Origin of the sequence: Mesorhizobium sp. YL-MeA3-2017, assembly GCF_030814575.1 — a bacterium.
GTDB lineage: Bacteria > Pseudomonadota > Alphaproteobacteria > Rhizobiales > Rhizobiaceae > Mesorhizobium > Mesorhizobium terrae.
Genome location: NZ_JAUSVH010000001.1, coordinates 1,715,973 through 1,739,590, shown reverse-complemented (window position 1 = coordinate 1,739,590; position 23,618 = coordinate 1,715,973). Strand labels below are relative to the sequence as shown.

General features: G+C 63.8%; 21 protein-coding genes. 15 read left to right on the top strand and 6 right to left on the bottom strand.

Features of this window, described 5'->3' with window-relative positions; genetic code table 11:
• Positions 1-10: 10 nt before the first annotated feature.
• Entirely contained in the window at positions 11-925 is a 915-nt protein-coding gene (locus tag QFZ88_RS08130) for a hypothetical protein (RefSeq protein WP_051504767.1), read from the bottom strand.
• Between the two features lie 161 nt (positions 926-1,086).
• A complete protein-coding gene (leuD, locus tag QFZ88_RS08125) occupies positions 1,087-1,692 on the bottom strand; it encodes a 3-isopropylmalate dehydratase small subunit (protein WP_024925741.1) in 606 nt (201 codons plus the stop codon).
• A gap of 180 nt (positions 1,693-1,872) precedes the next feature.
• Between leuD and QFZ88_RS08120 the strand changes: the two genes are divergently transcribed.
• The 11 genes from QFZ88_RS08120 (at position 1,873) to QFZ88_RS08070 (ending at position 15,132) form a co-directional block, all read left to right on the top strand.
• The gene (locus QFZ88_RS08120) at positions 1,873-4,284 is read left to right on the top strand and encodes a circularly permuted type 2 ATP-grasp protein (protein ID WP_024925740.1); all 2,412 of its coding nucleotides are present in this window, start codon (positions 1,873-1,875) and stop codon (positions 4,282-4,284) included.
• A 5-nt stretch (positions 4,285-4,289) separates the two neighbouring features.
• Positions 4,290-5,174, top strand: coding sequence for a transglutaminase family protein (locus QFZ88_RS08115; protein WP_024925739.1), 885 nt, complete (start codon positions 4,290-4,292; stop codon positions 5,172-5,174).
• A gap of 101 nt (positions 5,175-5,275) precedes the next feature.
• Positions 5,276-5,650: a YciI family protein gene (locus tag QFZ88_RS08110; protein ID WP_024925738.1), complete on the top strand. Its 375-nt coding sequence runs from the start codon at positions 5,276-5,278 to the stop codon at positions 5,648-5,650.
• A complete protein-coding gene (locus QFZ88_RS08105) occupies positions 5,647-6,918 on the top strand; it encodes an RNA polymerase sigma factor (protein WP_024925737.1) in 1,272 nt (423 codons plus the stop codon). The genes QFZ88_RS08110 and QFZ88_RS08105 overlap by 4 nt, the downstream gene beginning before the upstream one ends.
• A gap of 194 nt (positions 6,919-7,112) precedes the next feature.
• Complete coding sequence (locus tag QFZ88_RS08100) at positions 7,113-8,627, top strand: aldehyde dehydrogenase family protein (RefSeq protein ID WP_024925736.1); 1,515 nt, start codon at positions 7,113-7,115, stop codon at positions 8,625-8,627.
• Between the two features lie 280 nt (positions 8,628-8,907).
• Positions 8,908-10,098: an aminotransferase class V-fold PLP-dependent enzyme gene (locus tag QFZ88_RS08095; protein WP_024925735.1), complete on the top strand. Its 1,191-nt coding sequence runs from the start codon at positions 8,908-8,910 to the stop codon at positions 10,096-10,098.
• 22 nt (positions 10,099-10,120) lie between these two features.
• Positions 10,121-11,086, top strand: a complete 966-nt coding sequence (locus tag QFZ88_RS08090; protein WP_024925734.1) for an HpcH/HpaI aldolase/citrate lyase family protein — start codon at positions 10,121-10,123, stop codon at positions 11,084-11,086.
• A 13-nt stretch (positions 11,087-11,099) separates the two neighbouring features.
• Entirely contained in the window at positions 11,100-12,284 is a 1,185-nt protein-coding gene (locus QFZ88_RS08085) for a malate--CoA ligase subunit beta (RefSeq protein ID WP_024925733.1), read from the top strand.
• 11 nt (positions 12,285-12,295) lie between these two features.
• Entirely contained in the window at positions 12,296-13,195 is a 900-nt protein-coding gene (sucD, locus tag QFZ88_RS08080; RefSeq protein WP_024925732.1) for a succinate--CoA ligase subunit alpha, read from the top strand.
• A 78-nt stretch (positions 13,196-13,273) separates the two neighbouring features.
• Positions 13,274-14,242 (top strand): 2-hydroxyacid dehydrogenase, encoded by a 969-nt coding sequence (locus QFZ88_RS08075; RefSeq protein WP_024925731.1) that lies wholly within the window; start codon positions 13,274-13,276, stop codon positions 14,240-14,242.
• Between the two features lie 173 nt (positions 14,243-14,415).
• Positions 14,416-15,132, top strand: a complete 717-nt coding sequence (locus QFZ88_RS08070) for a helix-turn-helix domain-containing protein (RefSeq protein WP_024925730.1) — start codon at positions 14,416-14,418, stop codon at positions 15,130-15,132.
• A 41-nt stretch (positions 15,133-15,173) separates the two neighbouring features.
• Here QFZ88_RS08070 and QFZ88_RS08065 read toward each other — a convergent pair whose 3' ends face one another.
• Genes QFZ88_RS08065 through QFZ88_RS08050 form a run of 4 tightly spaced genes read right to left on the bottom strand, consistent with a single transcriptional unit; the run spans position 15,174 to position 18,944 of the window.
• The gene (locus QFZ88_RS08065; RefSeq protein WP_024925729.1) at positions 15,174-16,214 is read right to left on the bottom strand and encodes a heme-dependent oxidative N-demethylase family protein; all 1,041 of its coding nucleotides are present in this window, start codon (positions 16,212-16,214) and stop codon (positions 15,174-15,176) included.
• 21 nt (positions 16,215-16,235) lie between these two features.
• The gene (locus tag QFZ88_RS08060; RefSeq protein ID WP_024925728.1) at positions 16,236-17,201 is read right to left on the bottom strand and encodes a PDR/VanB family oxidoreductase; all 966 of its coding nucleotides are present in this window, start codon (positions 17,199-17,201) and stop codon (positions 16,236-16,238) included.
• The gene (locus tag QFZ88_RS08055; protein WP_024925727.1) at positions 17,198-17,797 is read right to left on the bottom strand and encodes a dimethylamine monooxygenase subunit DmmA family protein; all 600 of its coding nucleotides are present in this window, start codon (positions 17,795-17,797) and stop codon (positions 17,198-17,200) included. Before QFZ88_RS08055 ends, QFZ88_RS08060 begins: the two co-directional genes overlap by 4 nt.
• A gap of 13 nt (positions 17,798-17,810) precedes the next feature.
• The gene (locus QFZ88_RS08050; protein WP_024925726.1) at positions 17,811-18,944 is read right to left on the bottom strand and encodes an aminomethyltransferase family protein; all 1,134 of its coding nucleotides are present in this window, start codon (positions 18,942-18,944) and stop codon (positions 17,811-17,813) included.
• A gap of 291 nt (positions 18,945-19,235) precedes the next feature.
• Here QFZ88_RS08050 and QFZ88_RS08045 point away from each other — a divergent pair, with 291 nt between their 5' ends.
• Genes QFZ88_RS08045 through glnT form a run of 4 tightly spaced genes read left to right on the top strand, consistent with a single transcriptional unit; the run spans position 19,236 to position 23,606 of the window.
• Positions 19,236-20,132: a class II glutamine amidotransferase gene (locus QFZ88_RS08045; RefSeq protein WP_024925725.1), complete on the top strand. Its 897-nt coding sequence runs from the start codon at positions 19,236-19,238 to the stop codon at positions 20,130-20,132.
• A gap of 4 nt (positions 20,133-20,136) precedes the next feature.
• Complete coding sequence (locus QFZ88_RS08040; protein ID WP_024925724.1) at positions 20,137-20,874, top strand: GXGXG domain-containing protein; 738 nt, start codon at positions 20,137-20,139, stop codon at positions 20,872-20,874.
• Positions 20,875-20,887: 13 nt separating this feature from the next.
• Entirely contained in the window at positions 20,888-22,216 is a 1,329-nt protein-coding gene (locus tag QFZ88_RS08035; protein ID WP_024925723.1) for an FMN-binding glutamate synthase family protein, read from the top strand.
• 52 nt (positions 22,217-22,268) lie between these two features.
• On the top strand, positions 22,269-23,606 hold the full coding sequence (gene glnT, locus QFZ88_RS08030) for a type III glutamate--ammonia ligase (protein WP_024925722.1): 1,338 nt from the start codon (positions 22,269-22,271) through the stop codon (positions 23,604-23,606).
• Positions 23,607-23,618 lie beyond the last annotated feature (12 nt).

Sequence of the window (23,618 nt, the reverse complement as noted above, 5' to 3'; positions counted from 1 at the left end):
GACAGGGTGATTACTGCGGCTGTTCGAACGCCTTCTTGAGGGCGTCCTTCATCTCATTGGGCCATTCCGTCAGCGGCGGCCAGGCGTTCGGTTCCGGCTTGTCGGACTGCTGGGCGAAATAGAGCGCCTTGTTGTTGGCGTCGACCGCCATGAAGCCGTCGCTGCCGCCGCACGCATGCGGCACGCAGCCGGTGGCGTAGAAGGCGCCGGACGGCGTCTTTTCCGTGCCGCCACCGACCAGCAGGCTGGTCGCGACGTCGCTCATCTTATCGCCGAGCAGTTTCTCGGCGGCCTTGTAGACGGCCTCATTGTGGAAGGCGTCGATGATGTTCTGGTATTTTGAGGCATCGATGTCGCCCCAGCCGGTGTTCGGCTGCGGCGTGTAGCTCAGCCGACCGGCGATCAGCAGTCCATCCTGCGGTGTCCACTTCAGCGCATCGCCGGAATCGCCGGGAAGCAGGTAGGGGACGAAATAGAGCGCATCGTCGGCGACGGAGGTCGGTGGCGCGCCGCAGTCGTTCTGGTCGACGGTGACCGATTGCAGCGTGCCGCCCTCCGGTTTCCAGGCAATCACCGTGTCGGGCCCGCACTGGTTGCCGCCCGGTCCGGCTGCGAAGAGGGCGACATTGATGCCGCCCACCTTCACGATCTTGTCGAAGAAGACGTCGTAGTTGCGCGCGACTTCCTTGCCGTCGAAGGCCAGGATCTTGTCGGAATCGGGAGTTTCGGTGACGGTGAAGCTGCCGCCCTCGAAGGGGATAGGCGCCTGTTTGTCGCCGGCATCAGGCGCTGCATTGTCCGCCGGTGCCGGATTGGCTGTCGCGGCGGGAGCCTCCGTCGTCGCCGGCGCCTGCTGCGCCATCGCCATCCCGCAAAGACTGGCCGAGACAAGAGCGGCGGCCGACAATCGCGTTAGCAATCCCATCACGGCATCTCCCGTTGAACGGCAACGGAACGCTCCGCTGCCACGGATCAGACCAAATCACGGGGTCTGATCTCAGTCCGTCTCGGCGGCCGGGCTAGGGGCCTGGCCGCCGGCAAGGAAAAGCGCCGACAGAAAACTGCCGGAAGGCGACGAACGCCGGTTCAGGCCCAGGGGCGCTCGGCGGCGTTGCGCTGCTCGAAGCTGGCGATGGCGCCGGCCTTTTCCATGGTCAGGCCGATGTCGTCGAGACCGTTGAGCAGGCAGTGGCGCTTGAAATCGTCGAGGTCGAAGGTGACGACGCCGCCATCCGGGCCACGGATTTCCTTGGCTTCGAGGTCGACCGAGAGGGTGGCGTTGGCGCCGCGTTCGGCGTCGTCCATCAATTTGTCGAGATCTTCCTGGCTGACCGTGATCGGCAGAATGCCGTTCTTGAAGCAGTTGTTGTAGAAGATGTCGGCGAACGAGGTCGAGATCACGCAGCGGATGCCGAAGTCGAGCAACGCCCAAGGCGCATGCTCGCGCGAGGAGCCGCAACCGAAATTGTCGCCGGCGACCAGGATCTGCGCCTTGCGGTAGGCCGGCTTGTTGAGCACGAAATCGGGGTTTTCCGAGCCGTCCTCGTTGAAGCGCATTTCGGCGAAAAGTCCCTTGGCCAGGCCCGTGCGCTTGATCGTCTTGAGATAATCCTTGGGGATAATCATGTCGGTGTCGACATTGACGATCGGCAGGGGCGCCGCAACGCCGGTGAGCTTGGTGAACTTGTCCATGGCTTTTTGCCCGTCTTGGGAGTTTGCTGGTCTCGCTTTACACAAGGAGCCGGACAAATGAAAGGCAGCTGTCATCCCGACGTTTAGGCCCAGCCCATCATCAATGAGCCGGAGCACATATAAAGACCCTTTGGCCAACAAGGCTTGACCTCAAGCGGCAACCGACGTTCTAGATCGATCATGGCGAGCGGGAATCAGCAGCGAACCGGGGCGGCAGGCCAAGCAGACAGCCTGCTTGAGCACTATCGGCCGATCGACGGCGTTGTCGACGAGATGGTGGATGCCGCCGGCAATCCGCGACCGTTGTGGAAGCCGTTCATCGCTTCGCTGGAGGCGCTCGGTCCCGAAAAGCTCGTCAAGCGCTTTGCCAGGGCTGACCAATATCTGCGCGATGCCGGCGTCTATTATCGCGTCTATGACAAGGCCGGCGCCAACGAGCGCGAATGGCCGCTGGCGCATGTGCCGCTGCTGATCGAGGAGAAGGAGTGGTCGGCAATCAGCGCCGGCCTGATCCAGCGCGCCGACCTTTTCGAAAAGATCGCCGCCGACATCTACGGACCGAACAGGCTGGTGGAGGGCGGCCTGCTGCCGCCCGGCCTGATCGCCAGCAGTCCGGAATATCTGCGGCCGCTGGCAGGAACCGTGCCTGCCGGCGGGCACTACCTGCATTTCTGCGCCTTCGAACTCGGCCGCGGGCCGGACGGGCGCTGGTGGGTGCTGGGCGACCGCATGCAGGCGCCGTCGGGGGCCGGCTTCGCGCTGGAGAACCGGGTCGCCACGACGCGCGCGCTGTCGGAACTCTATGGCGAACTGCATGTGCACCGGCTGGCCGGTTTCTTCCGGCGTTTCCGCGATGCGCTCAACACCACGGCGGCAGCCTCGCGCGGGCGCGTCGCGATCCTGACGCCGGGACCGCTCAACGAGACCTATTACGAACATGCCTATATCGCCCGCTATCTCGGCATCATGCTTTTGGAAGGCGAGGACCTGACCGTCTCGAACGGCCGGTTGATGGTGCGCACGGTGGCGGGGCTGGTGCCGATCTCCGTGCTGTGGCGGCGCATGGACGCGGCTTTCGCCGACCCGCTCGAATTGCGGCCGGATTCGCAAATCGGCACGCCGGGGCTGGTCGAAGCCGTGCGGCAAGGCGCGGTGACCGCGGTCAACGGGCTTGGCACGGGGCTTCTGGAAACGCGTGCGCTGTTGGCCTTCCTGCCGCAGATCCACAAGGAGCTTGGCGGGGAAGAATTGCTCTTGCCGAGCGTCGCGACCTGGTGGTGCGGACAGGGAGCGGAGCGCGCGCATGTGCTGGCCAATCTCGACAGGATGGTGATCGGACCGGCGCTGTCGACCCGGCTGGCCTTCGAGGATGACGGGGCCAGCGTGCTGGGCGCGGCGCTGTCGGAAGAGGAGCGGGCCGCGCTCGCCATGCGGATCGAGGTCGAGGGCGGCGATTTCGTCGGCCAGGAGGCGGTGACGCTTTCGACCACGCCGGTCTATGTCGACGGGCGGCTGGAACCGCGCCCGGCCAGCCTTCGCGTCTACCTGGCCCGCACCCCGAACGGCTGGACGGTCATGCCGGGCGGTTTCGCGCGTGTCGGTTTCTCGCTCGACCCGACCGCGATCGCCATGCAGCGCGGCGGCCAGGCGGCGGACGTCTGGGTGGTGAGCGACAAGCCGGTGGAGCGCGAGACATTGTTCCCGCGCGAAAGCGAAGGCTTCGATCGCACCGTGCCCGGCAGCCTGCCCAGCAGGGCGGCGGAAAACCTGACATGGCTCGGCCGCTACATCGAGCGGGCCGAGGACACCGCCCGCATCCTGCGCGCCTATCACGTGCGCCTGGCCGAGACTTCCGATCCCGCCATGCCGCTGCTTGCCGAACTGCGCGGCTATCTCGACCCGATCGGCATCGATGTCGCCGATCCGGTACCGCAAGGCCTGCTCGATATGCTGGACAGTGCCGTCTACAGCGCCGGCCAGATCCGCGACCGCTTTTCGCCCGATGGCTGGCTGGCGCTGAAGGACCTGTCCAAGACGCTGCATCTGTTCGAGACCACCGTTTCGCGCGGCGACGACGCGACACGCGCCATGACGGTGATCCTGCGCAAGCTGGCCGGCTTTTCCGGCCTGCTGCACGAAAACATGTACCGTTTCACCGGTTGGCGCTTCCTGGAAATCGGGCGGCGGCTGGAGCGCGGCATCCAGATGGCGCGCATGCTGACCAGGCTGACACGCGCCGACGCGCCGGAAGGCGCGCTCGACATGATGCTTGAGATCGGCGACAGCGTCATGACCCATCGCCGCCAATATCCGGTCCAGGCCGGTCGGCGCACGGTCATCGATCTGCTTGCGCTCGATCCGCTCAATCCGCGCTCGATCTTCTTCCAGGTGGAACGGCTAAAGGAAGAAATCGGGCTGCTGCCGACCGAGGGCAGCGGTGGCCATATGTCGCCGGCGGCCAAGGAGGTGCTCAGGCTCAACACGGCGCTCGCCATCAAGGAGCCGTCCGACATGACGACCCAGGCGCTCGGCGAACTGGCGGAGGAAATCGGCGGCCTCTATAACAGCCTCGCCAAGGCCTATTTCGGCTGACTCCGGTGCTCTACGACATCCGCCTCAATCTGCACTACGACTACGAGGCCGCCGCCGGCGGCGGCCGGCATCTGGTGCGGGTGCTTCCGGCTAACCTTACCGGCACCCAGCGCATCGTGGCGGCGTCGTTGTCGTTTTCGCCCAAACCTGGCGAGCGGTCGGATTTCCACGATTTCTTCGGCTCCAACGTCACCGCCATCGCCTTCCGCGAAGCGCACAGGACACTCGACGTGCATATGAGCGCGCGTGTCTCGGTGACACGGCCCGAGCCCGGCCTGGATGTTTCGCCCAATGTCGACCAGCTCGCGCTGGAGATCGGATCGGTGCGCTCGCTGGGACCGGACGCGCCGCACCATTTCCTGACCGGGACCGACTATGCCGGCCTCGATGCCGCGATCACCGCCTATGCACGCGTGAGCGCGAGCGGCTCGGCGATCGCCACCGCTACCGAGCTTTGCAACCGCATCCGGCGGGATTTCACCTATGACGGCACGGCGACCGACGTAGAGACGCGCGCCTCCGACGCTTTCGCGCTGAAACGCGGCGTCTGCCAGGACTTTTCGCATGTCATGATTGCCGGCCTGCGAGGGCTGGGCATCCCGGCCGGCTATGTCAGCGGCTTCCTGCGCACCATTCCGCCGCCCGGCAAGGAGCGGCTGGAGGGGGCGGACGCCATGCATGCCTGGGTCAGGGTCTGGTGCGGGCGGGAAGCCGGCTGGCAGGAGTTCGATCCGACCAATGGCATGCGCGCCTCCAACGACCATATCACCGTTGGTTACGGTCGCGATTACGGCGATGTCGCGCCGATCGTCGGCGTGCTGAAAACGACCGGCGGCCAGGCCGGCGTGCAGGCCGTGGATGTCATCCCCGTGACGCGCGGCAAGGCCTGAGCGGACGCCGCCCGCGGCGCCGCCGAAATTTCAGATTTTTTGTCGACGCAATGTCGGGAAATACCTAACTCTTACGTCCTTAGACACAGAAAGGGTTTGCAATGCTCTACGCCGTCCTCTGCTATGCCTCCGAAGACGTCGTCGGTACCTGGACCAAGGAGCAGGACGACGAGATCATGGTCAAGCTGTCGAAGGTGCAGGAGAAGTACGTCAAGGCCGGGAAACTCGGCCCTGTGGCGCGCCTCCTGCCGACGACCGCCGCCACAACGCTGCGCAAGGTCAAGGGCGAGCCGCTGGTCATCGACGGGCCGTTTGCCGAGACCAAGGAGCAGTTCCTCGGCTTCTATACGATCGATTGCGACAATCTCGACGAGGCGCTGGACTTCGCGCGGGAGCTTTCGGACGTCAATCCCAGCGGCGGATCCTACGAGATCCGGCCGATTTCCATGTTCGACAGAGTAAGGGTTCCCGTATGAGCGATCTCGCCTGGATCAGCAACACCATCAGCGCCGCGCGCCCGCAGGCGATGGGGGCGTTGCTGCGCTACTTCCGCGATCTCGATACGGCGGAGGAAGCATTCCAGGACGCATGCCTGCGCGCCTTGAAGAGTTGGCCGCAGAACGGACCACCGCGCGATCCCGCCGCCTGGCTGATCTTCGTCGGCCGCAACAGCGGCATCGACGCGGTGCGCAAGCGAAGCAAGCAGACGGCGATGCCGGACGAGGACCAGGTTTCCGATCTGGAGGATGCGGAAGCCGACATCGCTGAGCGGCTGGACGGCGCGCATTACCGGGACGACATCCTGAGGCTGTTGTTCATCTGCTGCCACCCGGACCTGCCGTCCACCCAGCAGATCGCGGTGGCCTTGCGCATCGTTTCCGGCCTTTCGGTGAAACAGATAGCGCGTGCGTTCCTGGTCGGTGAAAGCGCCATGGAACAGCGCATCACCCGCGCCAAGGCGCGCATCGCGGATGCCGGCGTGCCGTTCGAGGCGCCGGGCGCGGTGGAGCGGGCCGAGCGGTTGGCCGCCGTCATGGCGATGGTCTATCTCGTCTTCAACGAAGGTTACTCCACCAACAGCAGCGAAGCGCCGGCGCGCGAGCCTCTATGCGAGGAAGCGATCCGGCTTGCCCGCTTGCTGCTGCGGCTGTTCCAGACCGAGGCGGAAGTGATGGGCCTGACGGCGCTGATGCTGCTGCAGCATGCGCGGGCGCCGGCGCGTTTCGACGCCAATGGCGAAATCGTGCTTCTGGAGGACCAGGACCGCACGCAGTGGAACCGCAAGATGATCGAGGAAGGTTTGGCTCTCGTCGACAAGGCGCTGCGCCACCGCAAGCCCGGCCCCTATCAGGTGCAGGCCGCGATCGCCGCGTTGCATGCCCGCGCGGCCAAGGCAGCGGAGACGGACTGGCAGGAAATCGACCTGCTCTACGGCCTGCTCGAGCGCATGCAGCCGTCGCCGGTGGTAACGCTGAACCGCGCTGTCGCCGTCTCCAAGGTGCGCGGGCCGGAGGAAGCGCTGGCCATGATCGAACCGCTTGCCGAGCGGCTTTCCGGCTATTTCCATTTCTTCGGGCTGAAGGGCGGGCTGTTGATGCAGCTTGGCCGCAACGAGGAGGCGCGTGTCGCCTTCGACAGGGCGATCGCGCTGGCCAATACGGCGGCGGAAGCGGCCCACATCCGCATGCATCTCGATCGATTGAAGGCGGAAGCCGCGCAAGGCAAGGCTGAAAAGGCCAGCTAGGTCGAAGGCACGATCATTCGTTCGGATCGTTTTTCACTGGATCAATCGTCACTGCCACAGGCTTGGACCATGCCGGGGTGGCGGTTTGCCCCTGAAACGGGTAATGCCACGCCAAAGACCCGCGCAGGAGGAGCCGCGGGGTGGCGGATGGCTGCTGCTGTCGCCATATCAGCACAAATTCGAAAGGGATGACGATGACGATTGCGAAGGAAACCGCCGAACTGCTCGCGAAACTTGGCGTTGCCAAGGAAGCCCTTTCGGGCGGCGATCTGGTGGTGCGCAGCCCGGTGACGGGCGAGCAGCTTGCGGCGCTGAAGCAGATTTCGGCGGCCGATGCCGGCAAGGCGATCGATGCCGCGCATGAGGCCTTCAAGGCCTGGCGCCTGGTGCCCGGTCCGAAGCGCGGCGAACTGGTGCGGCTGCTGGGTGAAGAACTGCGCGCCCACAAGGCCGAGCTCGGCCGCCTGGTTTCGATCGAGGTCGGCAAGATCCCGTCCGAGGGTCTGGGCGAAGTGCAGGAAATGATCGACATCTGCGATTTCGCCGTCGGCCTGTCGCGCCAGCTCTACGGCCTGACCATCGCCACCGAGCGCCCCGGCCACCGCATGATGGAGACCTGGCATCCGCTCGGCGTCGTCGGCGTCATCTCGGCCTTTAACTTCCCGGTCGCCGTGTGGTCGTGGAACGCGGCGCTGGCGCTGGTTTGCGGCGACTCCGTGGTGTGGAAGCCGTCCGAAAAGACGCCGCTGACCGCGCTCGCCTGCGAGGCGATCTTCGCACGCGCCGTCAAGCGCTTCGGCACTGATGCGCCGGCCAATCTGGCACCGGTGCTGATCGGTGAGCGCGGCATCGGCGAAGTGCTGGTCGACAATCCCAAGGTGGCGCTGGTTTCGGCCACCGGCTCGACCCGCATGGGTCGCGAGGTCGGCCCGCGGCTGGCCAAGCGTTTCGCGCGCGCCGTGCTTGAACTCGGCGGCAACAATGCCGGCATCGTCTGCCCGTCGGCCGATCTCGACATGGCGCTGCGCGCCATCGCCTTCGGCGCCATGGGCACCGCCGGCCAGCGCTGCACCACGCTGCGCCGCCTGTTCGTGCATGAGAGCGTCTATGACCAGCTCGTGCCGCGCCTGAAGAAGGCTTATGAGAGCGTTTCGGTCGGCAATCCGCTGGAAACCTCGTCGCTGGTCGGCCCGCTGATCGACAAGATGGCGTTCGACGGCATGCAGAAGGCACTGAAGGAAGCCGGCGAGCATGGCGGCAAGATCACCGGCGGCGCTCGCGTCGAGAACGGCCATAAGGATGCCTATTATGTGCGTCCGGCGCTGGTCGAGATGCCGAAGCAGGCCGGCCCGGTTCTGGAAGAGACCTTCGCGCCGATCCTCTATGTGATGAAATATTCCGACTTCGACCAGGTGCTCGACCTGCACAATGCGGTGGGCGCGGGCCTGTCGTCGTCGATCTTCACGCGCGACCTGCAGGAATCGGAACGCTTCCTCAGCGCCGACGGTTCCGACTGCGGCATCGCCAACGTCAATATCGGCACCTCCGGCGCCGAAATCGGCGGTGCGTTCGGTGGCGAGAAGGAAACCGGCGGCGGTCGCGAGAGCGGCTCGGACGCCTGGAAGGCCTATATGCGCCGCGCTACCAACACGGTGAATTATTCCAAGGCACTGCCGCTGGCGCAGGGCGTGTCCTTCGACATCGATTAAGCGATCTCGCGCTTTCCGAGCATGATGAACGGCGGGCCTTGGTCCGCCGTTTTTCGTTGTCTTCGCATCGCCGGCGTTCCGGGTGGCGTTCGGCCTATCCGGGTAGGGGCTTGGCCTACCCGGCAGGCAGGTTTGTGCCGACGCTAGATGGTGGAAGGTTCCACCTTGGCAGGTGTTGTGAGAGGCGCGGCAGGAAAAGATTATTCTTCCCACGGCGGAGCCCGCCGAATTGCCCGCCGGCCTTGGCAAGGGTTGGCGCAGACAGATCGGGAGGATCATCATGGCTGGTTTCACGCATCTCTTCATCCCAGGGCCGACAAACATTCCGGAGCAGGTCCGGCAGGCCATGAACCTGCCGATGGAGGATATGCGCGCCTCGACCTTTCCCGAGCTGACGCTTGGCCTGTTCGCCGGGTTGAAGCGGGTGTTCAAGAACGAAAGCGGCCGCGTCTTCATCTACCCGTCGTCGGGCACCGGCGCCTGGGAATCAGCGATGACCAACACGCTCAGCCCTGGCGACCGCGTGCTGATGTCGCGTTTCGGCCAGTTCTCGCATCTGTGGGTCGACATGGCCGAGCGGCTCGGCCTCGAGGTCGACGTCATCGACACCGAATGGGGCACCGGCGTGCCGGTCGAGATCTATGCGGAGCGACTCGCGGCGGACAAGGAGCACCGTATCAAGGCGGTGTTCTGCACGCATAACGAGACGGCGACCGGCGTGACCAGCGATGTCGCCGGCGTGCGCAAGGGGTTGGATGCGGCAAACCATCCGGCGCTGCTCTTCGTCGACGGTGTCTCGTCGATTGGCTCGATCGATTTCCGCCAGGACGAGTGGGGCGTCGACTGCGCCGTCTCGGGCTCGCAGAAAGGTTTCATGCTGCCGGCCGGCCTGGGGTTCCTCTCGGTCAGCCAGAAGGCACTTGAAGCGGCCAAGACCGCAAAGGGCCGCCGCTGCTATTTCTCCTTCGATGACATGATCCGCAACAACGACAACGGCTTTTTCCCCTACACGCCGGCGACGCAACTGTTGCGCGGCCTGCGCGTCTCGCTCGATCTCATCGAGGCCGAAGGGCTGGAGGCGATCTTCGCCCGTCATCACCATCTCGCGGAAGGCGTGCGCAAGGCGGTCGATGCCTGGGGGCTGAAGCTCTGCGCCAAGGAGCGCAAATGGCATTCCGACACGGTGAGCGCCATCCATGTGCCGGAAGGCATCGACAGCGCGGAAGTCGTCAAGCGCGCATACCACAAGTACCAGACGTCGCTTGGCGTCGGCCTGAACAAGGTGGCGGGCAAGGTGTTCCGCATCGGCCATCTCGGCTGGTTGAACGAGGTGATGGTGTGCGGCGCTCTCTCGGCGGCGGAAATGGCGCTGCGTGACTGTGGCGTGAAGCTGGCGCCGGGTTCCGGCGTCGGCGCCGCGCTCGAGCACTTCCGGCTGGCCGGGCCGGTCGCCGTCGCCAAGGCCGCTTGAGCAGAGCGCGGGGAGAGCCGGCATGAGCCACACCATCAACCATCTGCGCAAGCTGCGGCTGCAGCGCTCCGAGCTTGCGGTCCCGGGTTCCAATCCGGACATGATCACGAAGGCGGCGTCGAGCGCCGCCGACTTCATCTTCCTCGATATCGAGGATGCCGTGGCGCCGCCCGACAAGGAGCGCGCGCGCAAGAACATCATCGAGGCGCTGAACGACATCGATTGGCGCGCCAAGGGCAAGACCGTGTCGGTGCGCATCAACGGCCTCGACACCCACTACATGTATCGCGACGTCGTCGACATCATGGAACAGGCCGGCGACCGGCTGGATACGATCCTGGTGCCGAAGGTCGGTGTGCCGGCCGATCTCTACATGGTCGAGGCGATGGTCAACCAGATCGAGATGGCCAAGGGCTACAAGACACGCGTCGGCCTCGAAGCCCTGATCGAGACGGCACTCGGCATGGCCAATGTCGAGGCGATCGCCGCCTTCGGAAGCCGGCTGGAGGCGCTGCATTTCGGTGTCGCCGACTATGCGGCGAGCTGCAAGGCGCGCACGGTCAATATCGGCGGTCTCAATCCCGACTATCCCGGCGACCAATGGCATTTTGCGCTGTCGCGCATGACGGTCGCCTGCCGGGCCTACGGTCTTCGCGCCATCGACGGTCCGTTCGGCGATTTCTCCGATCCGGACGGCTACATCGCGGCCGCCCGCCGGGCGGCGGCGCTGGGCATCGAGGGCAAATGGGCCATCCATCCTTCGCAGATCGAACTCGCCAATGCGGTGTTCTCGCCGCCGGAGAAGGAAGTCACTCGCGCCCGCCGCATCATCGAAGTGCTGAAGGAGGCGGAAGAACAGGGCAAGGGTGCGGCCGCGCTCGACGGCAAGATGATCGATGCCGCCTCCGAACGCATGGCCCGCAATGTGCTGGTGACGCACGAAGCAATCGAGCAGTCGGCGCGTTCGCGCCAGGCGCTGCCGAACTAAGAGGGAGTTCGACATGGACATTCACGAATATCAGGCCAAGGAACTGCTTTCGCGCCACTCCGTCCACATTCCGCGTGGCGGGCTGGCCTACAGTCCCGAACAAGCCGCCTACCGCACCCGCGAGATCGGCGGCGACAAATGGGTGGTGAAGGCGCAGATCCATTCCGGCGCGCGCGGCAAGGCCGGCGGCATCCGCATCTGCAAGTCCGACAAGGAAGTGTCCGATGCCGCCGAAACCATGCTCGGCCGCAAGCTGGTGACGCATCAGACCGGGCCGCGCGGCAAATTGGTGTCGCGTCTCTACATCGAGGAAACCGTCGATATCCGCCAGGAGATCTATCTCGGCTTCGTGCTCGACCGGAAGGCCGAGCGCGTGATGATCGTGGCGTCGGCCTCCGGTGGCATGGAGATCGAGGAGATCGCCGAGCGGCAGCCGGATTCCATCATCCGCGCCACCGTCGACCCGGGTGTCGGCATGCAGCAGTTCCAGGCGCGCGAGATCGCCTTCGGGCTGGGGCTGGAAAACAGCCTGATCGGCAAGGCGACCGACACCATCATGGGCTGCTACCAGGTGTTTCGCGACTATGACGCCTCGATGCTGGAGATCAATCCGCTCGCGGTGACCCGCGAAGGCAATCTGATGGCGCTGGATGCCAAGATGTCGTTCGACGAGAACGCGCTGTTCCGCCGGCCGGAGATTTCGGAACTGCGCGACAAATCGCAGGAAGACCCGCGCGAAACCTTCGCCAGCGACCGCGGTCTCTCCTATGTCGGCCTCGACGGCAATATCGGCTGCATCATCAATGGCGCCGGGCTGGCGATGGCGACGATGGACATGATCAAGATCGCCGGCGGCGAGCCCGCGAACTTCCTCGATATCGGCGGCGGCGCTTCGCCGGAGCGGGTGGCCAAGGCGTTCCGCGCGGTGCTCGCCGACAAGAATGTCGAGGCCATTCTCGTCAACATCTTCGCCGGCATCAACCGCTGCGACTGGGTGGCCGAGGGCGTGCTCAAGGCCATGACAGAAGTGGGGGTCAATGTGCCTCTGGTGGTGCGGCTTGCCGGCACCAATGTCGAGGAAGGCCGCCGTATTCTCAGCGCTTCGGGCCAAACCATCATCGTGGCCGAAACGCTTGCGGAAGCCGCTGAAAAGGCGGTCGCCGCGATGCGCCAGTCGACGCTCAAGAAAGCCAGCTGAGGGAGGACCAGATGTCAGTTCTGCTCAATCGCAATACGAAAGTCATCGTCCAGGGCCTGACCGGCAAGATCGGCTCCTTCCACGCCGAGGACATGAAACGCTACGGCACCAATGTCGTCGGCGGCGTCACGCCCGGCAAGGGTGGCCAGTCGCAACAGGGCATTCCGGTTTTCAACACGGTCAAGGGTGCGGTGCGCGAGACCGGCGCGGAGGCCAGCATCGTCTTCGTGCCGCCGCCCTTCGCGGCCGACTCGATCATGGAAGCGGCCGATGCCGGCATCAAGCTTTGCGTCTGCATTACCGACGGCATCCCCTCGCAGGACATGATGCGGGTGAAGCGCTACATGCTGCGCTACCGCCGCGAGGACCGCATGACGCTGATCGGCCCGAACTGCGCCGGCGTCATCACGCCCGGACAGGCGCTGATGGGGATCATGCCCGGTTCCATCTATCTGCCGGGCCGCGTCGGCATCGTCGGTCGCTCCGGTACGCTGGGCTACGAAGCCGCCTCGCAGATGAAGGCGCTCGGCATCGGCGTGTCGACCAGCGTCGGCATCGGCGGCGATCCGATCAACGGCTCGTCGTTCAAGGACATTCTCGAACTGTTCGAGAAGGACGATGAGACGGACGCGGTGGTGATGATCGGCGAAATCGGCGGGCCGCAGGAGGCGGAAGCCGCCGAATGGGCCAAGACCAACATGAAGAAGCCGCTGATCGCCTACATCGCCGGCCTGTCGGCACCGAAGGGAAAACGCATGGGCCACGCCGGCGCCATCATCTCGGCCTTCGGCGAATCCGCGCAGGAGAAGGTGGAAATCCTGCGTGACGCCGGTGTCACCATCGTGGCAACGCCGGCTTCCTTCGGGCCGACCGTGGCCGGCGTGCTGGCAGAGCAGCGCAAAGCCGCTTAAACAGGTTGACGCAATATCCAATCGGGGCGGCGCCGGCCCACGGCACTGCCCCGATACCGTGTCCTGGAGGAGCAATCGATGAAGCCACGCGTGATCGTGACCCGGAAGTGGCCGGCCGCTGTCGAACAGGTGCTCGCCGAGCGCTTCGACACCACGCTCAATGCGGGCGACATTCCGTTCACGGCGACCCAGCTCAAGGCGGCGCTGCTGAATTTCGACGCCGTGCTGCCGACCGTCAGCGACAGACTGCCGGCGGAGGTTTTCCCCGAGGAGCAGCCGCGCACCAGGATCATCGGCAATTTCGGCGTCGGCTTCAGCCATATCGACGTCGAGGCGGCGAAACGGCGTGGCATCGTCGTGACCAACACGCCGGGTGTGTTGACCGACTGCACAGCCGATATCGCGATGAGCCTTTTGTTATCCGTTGCCCGCCGCACCGGCGAGGGCGAACGCCAGCTTCGCGCCGGCGAATGGAAGGGCTGGTGCCCGACCCACATGATCGGCGCCAAGGTGACCGGCAAGACGATCGGCATCATCGGCATGGGGCGGATCGGCAAGGCAATGGCCCGCCGCGCGCATTTTGGGTTCGGCATGAAGGTGATCTTCTTCAACCGCTCGCGTGTCGATGACGAGGAGACGCGGGCGCTGGGCGCGGTGCAACTGCTGTCGATCGAGGATGTGCTCGAGCAGGCCGACTTCGTCTCGCTGCATTGCCCGGGCGGTGCGGAGAACCGCAGCCTGATCAATGCGGATCGGCTGGCGCGCATGAAAAAAAGCGCGTTCCTCATCAACACGGCGCGCGGCGACGTGGTGGATGAAAACGCGCTTGCCGATGCGCTGGAGCGTCATGCGATCGCCGGCGCCGGGCTCGACGTGTTTGCGCAAGAACCCCAGGTTCCGGAGCGGCTGATCCGGCTGGAAAACACCGTATTGTTGCCGCATCTGGGCAGCGCCACGGAAGAAACCCGTGTCGCCATGGGCATGAAGGTGGTGGATAACATCACCGCTTTCTTCGCCGGCGGGACTGTTCCCGATCGCGTTGTTTGAGCACGCGTCCGGTCAAGGGAGGTCGATCGCGCAAAAAGCTTAGCTGATCTTTTTGGTCCGAGAGGGTTGGTTTTTCCCAAGCCCCTTGCACTTCGTCGCACTTATCCTTTGGTCTTGAACCAAAGGGTGAATATGTTTACCTATGGTGAACAGCGAAGTTGCGGGGGTATATAATGGACAAGTCCGTCAAGGATGGTAAGGGCGGCGGTGACGTCACCAAGGCTTCCAAGAAGGCAAAAGCTTCCGTTCAGCCCAAGTCGGCTCCGCTGCATCAGGATCCGCATGCGGTTCGCGATACGCGCGAGAAGGTTCTGGAAGTCGCCATCGGTCACGAGGTGCGGGCTTTCCGCAAAAAGCTCGGCATAACTGTCGCCGATCTTGCCGCAACCACCAATATTTCACTCGGCATGCTGTCGAAGATCGAGAACGGCATCACGTCGCCGTCGCTGACGACTTTGCAGGCGTTGTCGCGCGCACTCGGCGTGCCGTTGAGTTCCTTCTTCCGGCGTTTCGAGGAAGAGCGCAATGCCGTGTTCGTGAAGGCCGGCGAAGGCGTCGACGTCGAACGCCGCGGCACCCGCGCCGGTCATCAATACAACCTGCTCGGTTATATCAGTTCGAATACAGCGGGGGTGACGGTCGAACCCTATCTCATCACGCTGACGGAAGATTCCGATGTCTTCCCGGCCTTCCAGCATGACGGCATGGAATTCCTCTATATGCTGGAAGGTGAAGTGGTTTATCGCCACGGCAACAACCTGTTCCGGATGCTGCCGGGCGACAGCCTGTTCTTCGACGCCGATGCGCCGCACGGCCCCGACGAACTGACGAAACTTCCGATCCGCTACCTGTCGATCATTTCCTACGGACAGGGCTCCAACCAGGACTAGCGCGGGTCCGGCTCCTCGTTCTCCGCCCCGACAGGTGAAGTCTAGTCCGGGCCGAAGCCGGGCGAGGTCGGGGCGCCGTCATCATATTTCGACAGCCATTCGATGACCGTCGGCCGATAACGGGTGAGGCCCTTGTAGTCGACCAGTTGCTGCGGCAGGTCGCGCAGCACGCGGTGGAAGCGACGCGCCCATTTCGGCTGGGTTACCAGCTCGTCCATCTTGATGAGATAGCAGCGGATCGGGAAGACCAGGGCGTTGGAGCGCGGCAGGCGCCAGAAGCTCTGCAGTTCGACCCGCAGATGCACCTTGTCACCGACGTTTTCAGGGGTGACCGTCGTTCGGTCGGTGCCCCATTTGTGGTAGTTCTCCGGGCTGGTGTCGAGGCGCGGATTGATGGTCATCGTCCAGTTCAGCCGCCGCGCCGGCTTGCCTTGCTGGATGTTGGTGAGGAATTTCAGCGCACGGGTGAAGATGCCTTTTTCATGCGCCAGCGGCACCGGTGCATGCCATTCGAAGAAGTTCATGCCGATGTCGAAATCGAGCGACCAGTCGGCTTGCGTGGTGACCATGCCGGCATCCATCCAAAGATTGCCGTCGCGCTGGTCGAGAATGCAGAAATCGCCCTGGCTCTGGCGGGTGATGTATTCCATCGGCCCATAGGGCAGGGTGGAGAGGTCGCCGAAGGTGAAGGTGTCGTCGATGCCGAGCGGCCGGTTGATCCAGCGCCAGCGGTCACCCTCGCGCGTCAGCGAGAAATGCTCGGGATAACCCTTGGCCTGTTCGGTCATCAAAAGTTCGAGCAGGTCCCAGCCGGCCAGCGTCATGTGCGGCAGCGATTGGCAGCGCAACGGGTCCTCGGCCAGCACCATGGCGCGGTCCCGCATCTCGGCGACGTAGTGTTCGTCGACATCGATCAGGTTTTCAAAAACGCTGTCCTTCGGGCCCTGCACATGCGGCTCGATGTTGACCGCGTACATGTAGGCGTCTTCGTGGAAGGGGAAGGGAAACCGCCGGATGAATTCCGGGCTGTTCCTGAAAGTGAAATCGTCGCGGAACGTCTCTTGCCTGAAATTGATGCCCATAGGTTCCTCCCTGTGGTTCCGCTAGCGCTCAAGCACGAGGGACTTGCCCTCGAAGCGCGAGACGCAAGGCATGATCTTCCTGCCCGAGCAGTGTTCGGCCTCGGTCAGCCAGTGGTCGTTGTGTTTAAAAGTGCCGTCATGGGAGACGACATTGGTCTCGCACTGGCCGCAGACGCCGCCGCGGCACAGATAGGGCGGGTCGATACCGGCGGCTTCCATCGCCTCGAGCAGGCTCTGCTCTCCGCCGACGCGTATCTGCTTCCTGCTGAGCGCGAGCGTGACGTCGAAGGGCAAGCCCGGCTGCGGGGCGGCAAAGTGCTCGTAGTGCACGGTCTCGTCCGGCCAGCCATGCGCGGCCGCCGTTTCGCGGACCCAGCGGATCATGCCGGCGGGGCCGCAGACATAAAGATGGGTACCGAGCGGCTGCGCGGTCAAAAGGCGTTCGAGCGGCAGGCGCTCGTTGGCGTCGTCGTAATAGATGTTGATGCGCTTGCCATAGCGTTCGCGCAAAGTGTCGGCGTAGGTGGCGAGCGCCGGCGTGCGGCAGGTGTAATGGAGCTCGAAATTGCCGCCTTCACCGGCAAGCTGCGCGGTCTGCGCCATGAACGGCGTGATGCCGATGCCGCCGGCCAGCAGCACGTGCTTTTTCGCGCGCAGATCGAGCGAGAACAGGTTGACGGGATAGGAGATCACCATCTCCATGCCGCGCTTGACCTGGCCGTGCATGAACAGCGAGCCGCCGCGACCGGAATCGTCACGCCGCACCGAGATGGTGTAGTCGCGCGTGTTGAGCGGCGAACTCATCAGCGAATAGGGGTTCAGCCGCGATTTGTCGCCGTCGCGCATTTCCACCACGACATGGGCACCGCCGGAAAAGGTTGGCAGGTCGCCGCCATCGGTGCGCTCGAAATGGAAACGCTTGACCAGTTCGTTGACCGCGACCACGTCGGTTACGGTGACGTTCAATTTCGTGGTTCCCGCGCTCACCGGAAAATCTCCTCTTTCTGAGGGATCTCGCTCGGATCCTCGGCATTGATGCAGACGCCCTGGAAGGCGGCGAGGCGGCGCGAATAGTGATCGCGCACCAGAAGCAGGAGGCCGCAATGCGCGCAGGTAACCGGCTGCGTGGTGACGTTCTCGGTGATGCCCTTGCAGTGCACGCATTGCACACGGCGCGCCCAGGAGCCGCGATGCTCGGTCTGGATCGAGGAATGGTCGATGCCGGTTTCCAGCGCCGCCTGCATGGCCTGGCCGATCAGGCCTTCGGTGCCGGCAAGATAGAGCCGCAGCCCCATATGCGCATTGGCGAGCGTCTGCTTGAGCCGAGGCAGTGCAGCGGCGATGGACGGCCCCTCGTAGAATTGGGCGGCGTTCAACGCGCGAAGCGCGGGCTGGAACTGCTGCCCGGTCCTGCCCGGAACGTAGATGATGTGGGCACTGGCGAAGAAACCTTCGGGGGCCTTCTTCGCCAGATCGAGGATCGCGGACGCGCCTTCGGCGTCCGCGACGAGGAGATGGTTCTTGCCGGTCTGGGGCGACAGGGTTCCATAGACCGGGCGACTTAGGATCGTCTTTGCCGGCATCCCGTCCAACGTATCAGCCTTTCGCCGTGCGCTTCAGCTTTTTCGGATCGTCGAATGGCAAGGCCTGGGCGGTCGCCTTCACCGATCCGGACGCGTTGCGGATTTCGAGCTCGGTGCCGACCACGGCGCAGTCAACGTCGAGCCGGGCAATGCCCATCGATTTCTTCACCAGCGGCGAATACATGGCGCAGGTGACGACGCCGACCTTCTTGCCGTTGCGATAGATCGGAGCGCCTTCATCCGCCGGCTTGGTGCCGTCGAGCAGGACGCCGAAAATCTTGAAGCGCTCCTTGCCCTTCAGGCGATAGTGCTCCTCGGCGCCGCGGAAGCCGGTCTTGCCCGGGCTGACGGTGAAATCGAGGCCGAGCTCCCACAGCGTGTCGCCGGGGCCTTCGTTCTCGAAGGGGTATTTCTGCGAATTGTCGTAGGGGTAAAAGAGCAGGTAGCTCTCGACGCGCAGCATGTCGAGCGTGGTGAAGCGGCAGGGAATGATGCCGTCCGCCTTGCCTTCGGCGAGGATGCGGTCCCAGATCGTCCCAGCATCCTGACCACGGCAGAAAATCTCGTAGCCGCGCTCGCCGGTGTAGCCGGTGCGCGAAATCATCACCGGCAGGCCGAACAACTGGGTCTGCATGTGGTGGAAGTAGTTGAGGTCGCGAATGCCGGGCACATGCTTGGCCAGATAGTCGACGGCGGTCGGGCCTTGCAGCGACAGGTCGTGAAGATTGTCGTCGAAGCGAACCGAAACATCGCGTCCGATGGAGGCTCGGGTCAGTTCCTCGTGGCCGGTTCCCGAACCGTGCACGACCATCCAGGAATTGGTGCTGATGCGGTAGATGACGCAGTCGTCGGTGAATTTTCCGGCCTCGTTGAGCATGCAGGCATAGACGGACTTGCCCGGATAGATCTTCTCGACGTCGCGCGTCGTGCAAAGATCGATGAGATGCGAGGCGTGCGGGCCGGTGATGTGGACCTTCTTCAGGCCGGACACATCCATAAGGCCGGCTTTGGTGCGGATGGCGGTGTATTCTTCATCCGCATCCTTGTCGTAGGACCAGGCCGTGCCCATGCCGCTCCAGTCTTCGAGCTTGGAGCCCAAGGCCCTGTGACGGTCGGCCAATGTCGAGAAACGCCAGGAAGCTGTCATTTTGGGTCCTTCTCCTCAAGGGTACCATCGAAACGCAGCCGTTCTTTTTCTTATCGGCTTGCGCTTTCGTAGGAAGCATATTGACTCGAAATTCGCCGGCAGGGCAATATCTTTGTGCAAGAAATATTACTGCCAGGCAACTTTTTTATACCCCGGCCGTGGAAGCGCCGGTCGTGCCGTGCATCCAGTATGAGAGTTTTCTGTAGGGAAAAAAACATTCACAGCAGTTGAATTGGCAAATCAAAGCTGCTAGCGTTTCGTCATCAGACTGCTGCCATTGGAGGTGATGTCGTGTGCGGAATCGTGGGACTGTTCCTCAAGGACAAGACATTGGAGCCGCAGCTCGGCGCCATGCTGTCCGAAATGCTGGTGATGTTGACCGACCGTGGCCCGGACAGCGCCGGCATCGCGGTGTATGGCGCGGCGACCAAGGGCAAGGCCAAGATCACAATCCAGTCGCCGGCTCCCGAAGCTGATTTCGCGGGTCTCGAGGCGGACCTTGGCAAGAAGATCGGCATCAAGGTGAAGCTCCTGGTGAAGTCGACCCATGCGGTGATCGACGTACCGGTCGCCAAGGTCGAAGCGGCGCGCGAAGCGATCGCCGAACTTCGTCCGGGCGTGCGCATCATGGGCGCCGGCGAAGCGATCGAGATCTACAAGGAAGTCGGCCTGCCGGTTGACGTGGTGAAGCGCTTCGATGTCGCCAAGATGACCGGCTCCCATGGTATCGGCCATACGCGCATGGCGACCGAATCCGCCGTCACCACGCTCGGCGCGCATCCCTTCTCGACCGGCCCCGACGAGTGCCTGGTGCACAATGGCTCGCTGTCGAACCATAACAATCTGCGCCGCGAACTGATCCGCGAGGGCATGAAGTTCGAAACCGAGAACGACACCGAAGTGGCGGCCGCCTACCTGTCGTCGAAGATCGCGCACGGTCAGAACCTCGGTCAGGCGCTGGAAAGCAGCGTCAACGATCTCGACGGCTTTTTCACCTTCGTCGTCGGCACCAAGAACGGCTTCGGCGTGGTGCGCGATCCGATCGCCTGCAAGCCGGCGGTGCTGGCCGAGACCGATCGCTACGTCGCCTTCGGCTCCGAATATCGCGCGCTGACCAAGCTGCCCGGCATCGAGGATGCCAAGGTCTGGGAGCCCGAGCCGTCAACCGTCTATTTCTGGGAGCACTGAGCCGATGTCCGTGACAAACCTCGCCAAGGCGCCTCAGCGCGAAGTCAATTATGCGCCGCGTGTCTTCGATCTCGATGCGACGCCGCTGCGCGAGCTCAACCTCGCTCTGCACCAGGTGACCGACGCGGCCGACGAGCCGAGTTGGGAAGTGGTCAATCCGAAGGGCAATCATGCGGTGGCCGCCGGCGTCGACCAACCGATCAATGTCGAGGTGCGCGGTAGCGTCGGCTATTATTGCGGCGGCATGAACGACAAGGCCAGCATCACCGTTCATGGTTCGGCAGGGCCGGGCGTTGGTGAAAACATGATGTCGGGCCAGATCATCGTGAAAGGCGACGCCAGCCAGTATGCCGGCGCGACCGGCCGTGGCGGCCTGCTGGTCATCGAAGGCAATGCCTCGTCGCGTTGCGGCATTTCGATGAAAGGCATCGACATCGTCGTGCACGGCAATGTCGGCCACATGTCGGCCTTCATGGCGCAGTCCGGCAATCTCGTCGTGCTCGGCGATGCCGGCGATGCGCTGGGAGATTCCATCTACGAGGCGCGGCTGTTCGTGCGCGGCAAGGTGAAGAGCCTGGGCGCCGATTGCATCAAGAAGGAAATGCGCGCCGAGCACATCGCCAAGCTCAAGGAGCTGCTCGACCGTGCCGGCATCGCCGACGTCAAGCCGGAAGAATTCACACGCTACGGATCGGCGCGCACGCTCTACAATTTCAATATCGACAACGCCGACGCGTACTGAGGGGACCGCATAAATGACCTATCACAATCCTCCGACGACGCCCCGCAGGTCGGCCACGTTCGACGAATACACGATGTCGGAAATCCGCCGCGCGGCGGCGACGGGCATCTACGACATCCGTGGTTCCGGCGCCAAGCGCAAGCTGCCGCATTTCGACGACCTCTTGTTTCTCGGCGCCTCGATCTCGCGTTATCCGCTTGAGGGCTACCGCGAACGCTGCGACACCAGTGTCGTCCTCGGCGCACGCCATGCCAGGAAGCCGATCGAGCTGAAAATCCCGATTACTATCGCCGGCATGAGCTTCGGTTCGCTGTCCGGTCCGGCCAAGGAAGCGCTCGGGCGCGGCGCCACCATCGCCGGCACCTCGACGACCACCGGCGACGGCGGCATGACCGAGGAGGAGCGCGGTCATTCCAAGACGCTGGTCTATCAATACCTGCCATCGCGCTACGGCATGAACCCGCGCGACCTGCGCCGGGCCGACGCCATCGAGATCGTGGTTGGCCAGGGAGCCAAGCCCGGCGGCGGCGGCATGTTGCTCGGCCAGAAGATTTCAGACCGCGTCGCCGAAATGCGCACGCTGCCCAAGGGCATCGACCAGCGCTCGGCCTGCCGTCATCCCGATTGGACCGGCCCGGACGATCTCGAGATCAAGATCCTTGAAATCCGCGAAATCACCGACTGGGAGAAGCCGATCTATGTGAAGGTCGGCGGCGCGCGGCCTTATTATGACACCGCGCTGGCGGTGAAGGCGGGCGCCGATGTCGTCGTTCTCGACGGCATGCAGGGCGGCACGGCGGCGACGCAGGAAGTGTTCATCGAACATGTCGGCCAGCCGACGCTTGCCTGCATTCGTCCGGCGGTGAAGGCGCTGCAGGATCTCGGCATGCATCGCAAGGTCCAGCTCATCGTTTCCGGCGGCATTCGCAATGGCGCCGATGTCGCCAAGGCGCTGGCGCTGGGTGCCGACGCGGTTTCGATCGGCACGGCCGCACTTGTTGCGCTGGGCGACAACGATCCTCGCTGGGAGGACGAATACCAGAAGCTCGGCACCACCGCCGGTGCCTATGACGACTGGCACGAAGGCAAGGACCCGGCCGGCATCACCACGCAGGATCCGGAACTGATGAAGCGGGTCGACCCGATCGCGGCCGGCCGGCGTTTGGCGAATTACCTGAAAGTGATGACGCTGGAGGCACAGACGATCGCGCGAGCCTGCGGCAAAAATCACGTTCACAATCTCGAGCCGGAGGATCTCTGCGCGCTCACCATTGAATCCGCTGCCATGGCCGGCGTGCCGCTTGCCGGCACCGGCTGGATACCGGGAAAGGGCAGCTTCTAGGCAACTTCTTCGATCAATCAAAACAACAAGAAGAACAACCCAGGGGAAAACAATGGGAACCAATTTCGAGGCCAGCACGGCAGTTACCGCAGAGCTGAAGGATTTCGCTCGGGCGCACAACGTCAAATATTTCATGATCTCCTACACCGACCTGTTCGGCGGCCAGCGCGCAAAGCTGGTGCCGGCACAGGCGATTTCGGACATGCAGAAGGACGGAGCCGGCTTTGCCGGCTTTGCCACATGGCTGGACCTGACGCCGGCGCATCCGGACATGCTGGCGGTGCCGGATCCGTCCTCGGTGATCCAACTGCCGTGGAAGCCGGAAGTCGCCTGGCTGGCGTCCGACTGCCTGATGGAAGGCAAGAGCGTCGCCCAGGCGCCGCGCAACACGCTGAAGCGACTGGTCTCGGAAGCCGCCGAATTCGGCATCCGCGTCAAGACCGGTGTTGAACCCGAGTTCTTCCTGACGACGCCGGACGGCAAGCAGATTTCGGACGAATACGATACCGCCGCCAAGTCCTGCTACGATCAGCAGGCGGTGATGCGCCGCTATGATGTCATCGCCGAAATCTGCGATGCCATGCTGTCGCTCGGCTGGGAGCCCTACCAGAACGACCACGAGGATGCGAACGGTCAGTTCGAGATGAACTGGGCCTTCGACGATGTGTTGGCGACAGCCGACAAGCACTCCTTCTTCAAGTTCATGGTGAAATCGATCGCCGAAAAGCACGGCCTGCGTGCGACCTTCATGCCGAAGCCCTTCCAGGGGCTCACCGGCAACGGCTGTCATGCGCATATCTCGGTCTGGGACCTCGGCGGCAAGACCAATGCCTTCGCCGACAAGAGCATGGAACTCGGTCTCTCCGAACAGGGCCGCTTTTTCCTCGGCGGCATCATGAAACATGCCTCCGCACTTGCCGCCATCTGCAACCCGACGGTCAATTCCTACAAGCGCATCAACGCGCCGCGCACCGTCTCCGGTGCCACCTGGGCTCCCAACACCGTGACCTGGACCGGCAACAACCGCACCCACATGGTGCGCGTGCCTGGCCCTGGCCGCTTCGAGCTTCGGCTGCCGGATGGCGCGGCCAATCCGTATCTGATGCAGGCGGTGATCATCGCCGCCGGCCTCGACGGCATGCGGAGCAAGGCCGATCCCGGCCCACGCAGCGACATCGACATGTACAAGGACGGCCACACCGTCACCCATGGCGCCAAGCTGCCGCTCAACCTGCTCGATGCGCTGCGCGAATACGACAAGGACGCATCGCTGAAGGCGGCGATGGGCGAGGAGTTCTCCGCTGCGTTCCTGCGCCTCAAGCAGCAGGAGTGGAATTCCTACGCTTCGCACTTCACTCAATGGGAGCGCGACCATACGCTCGACGTGTAGTCGTACCAACAG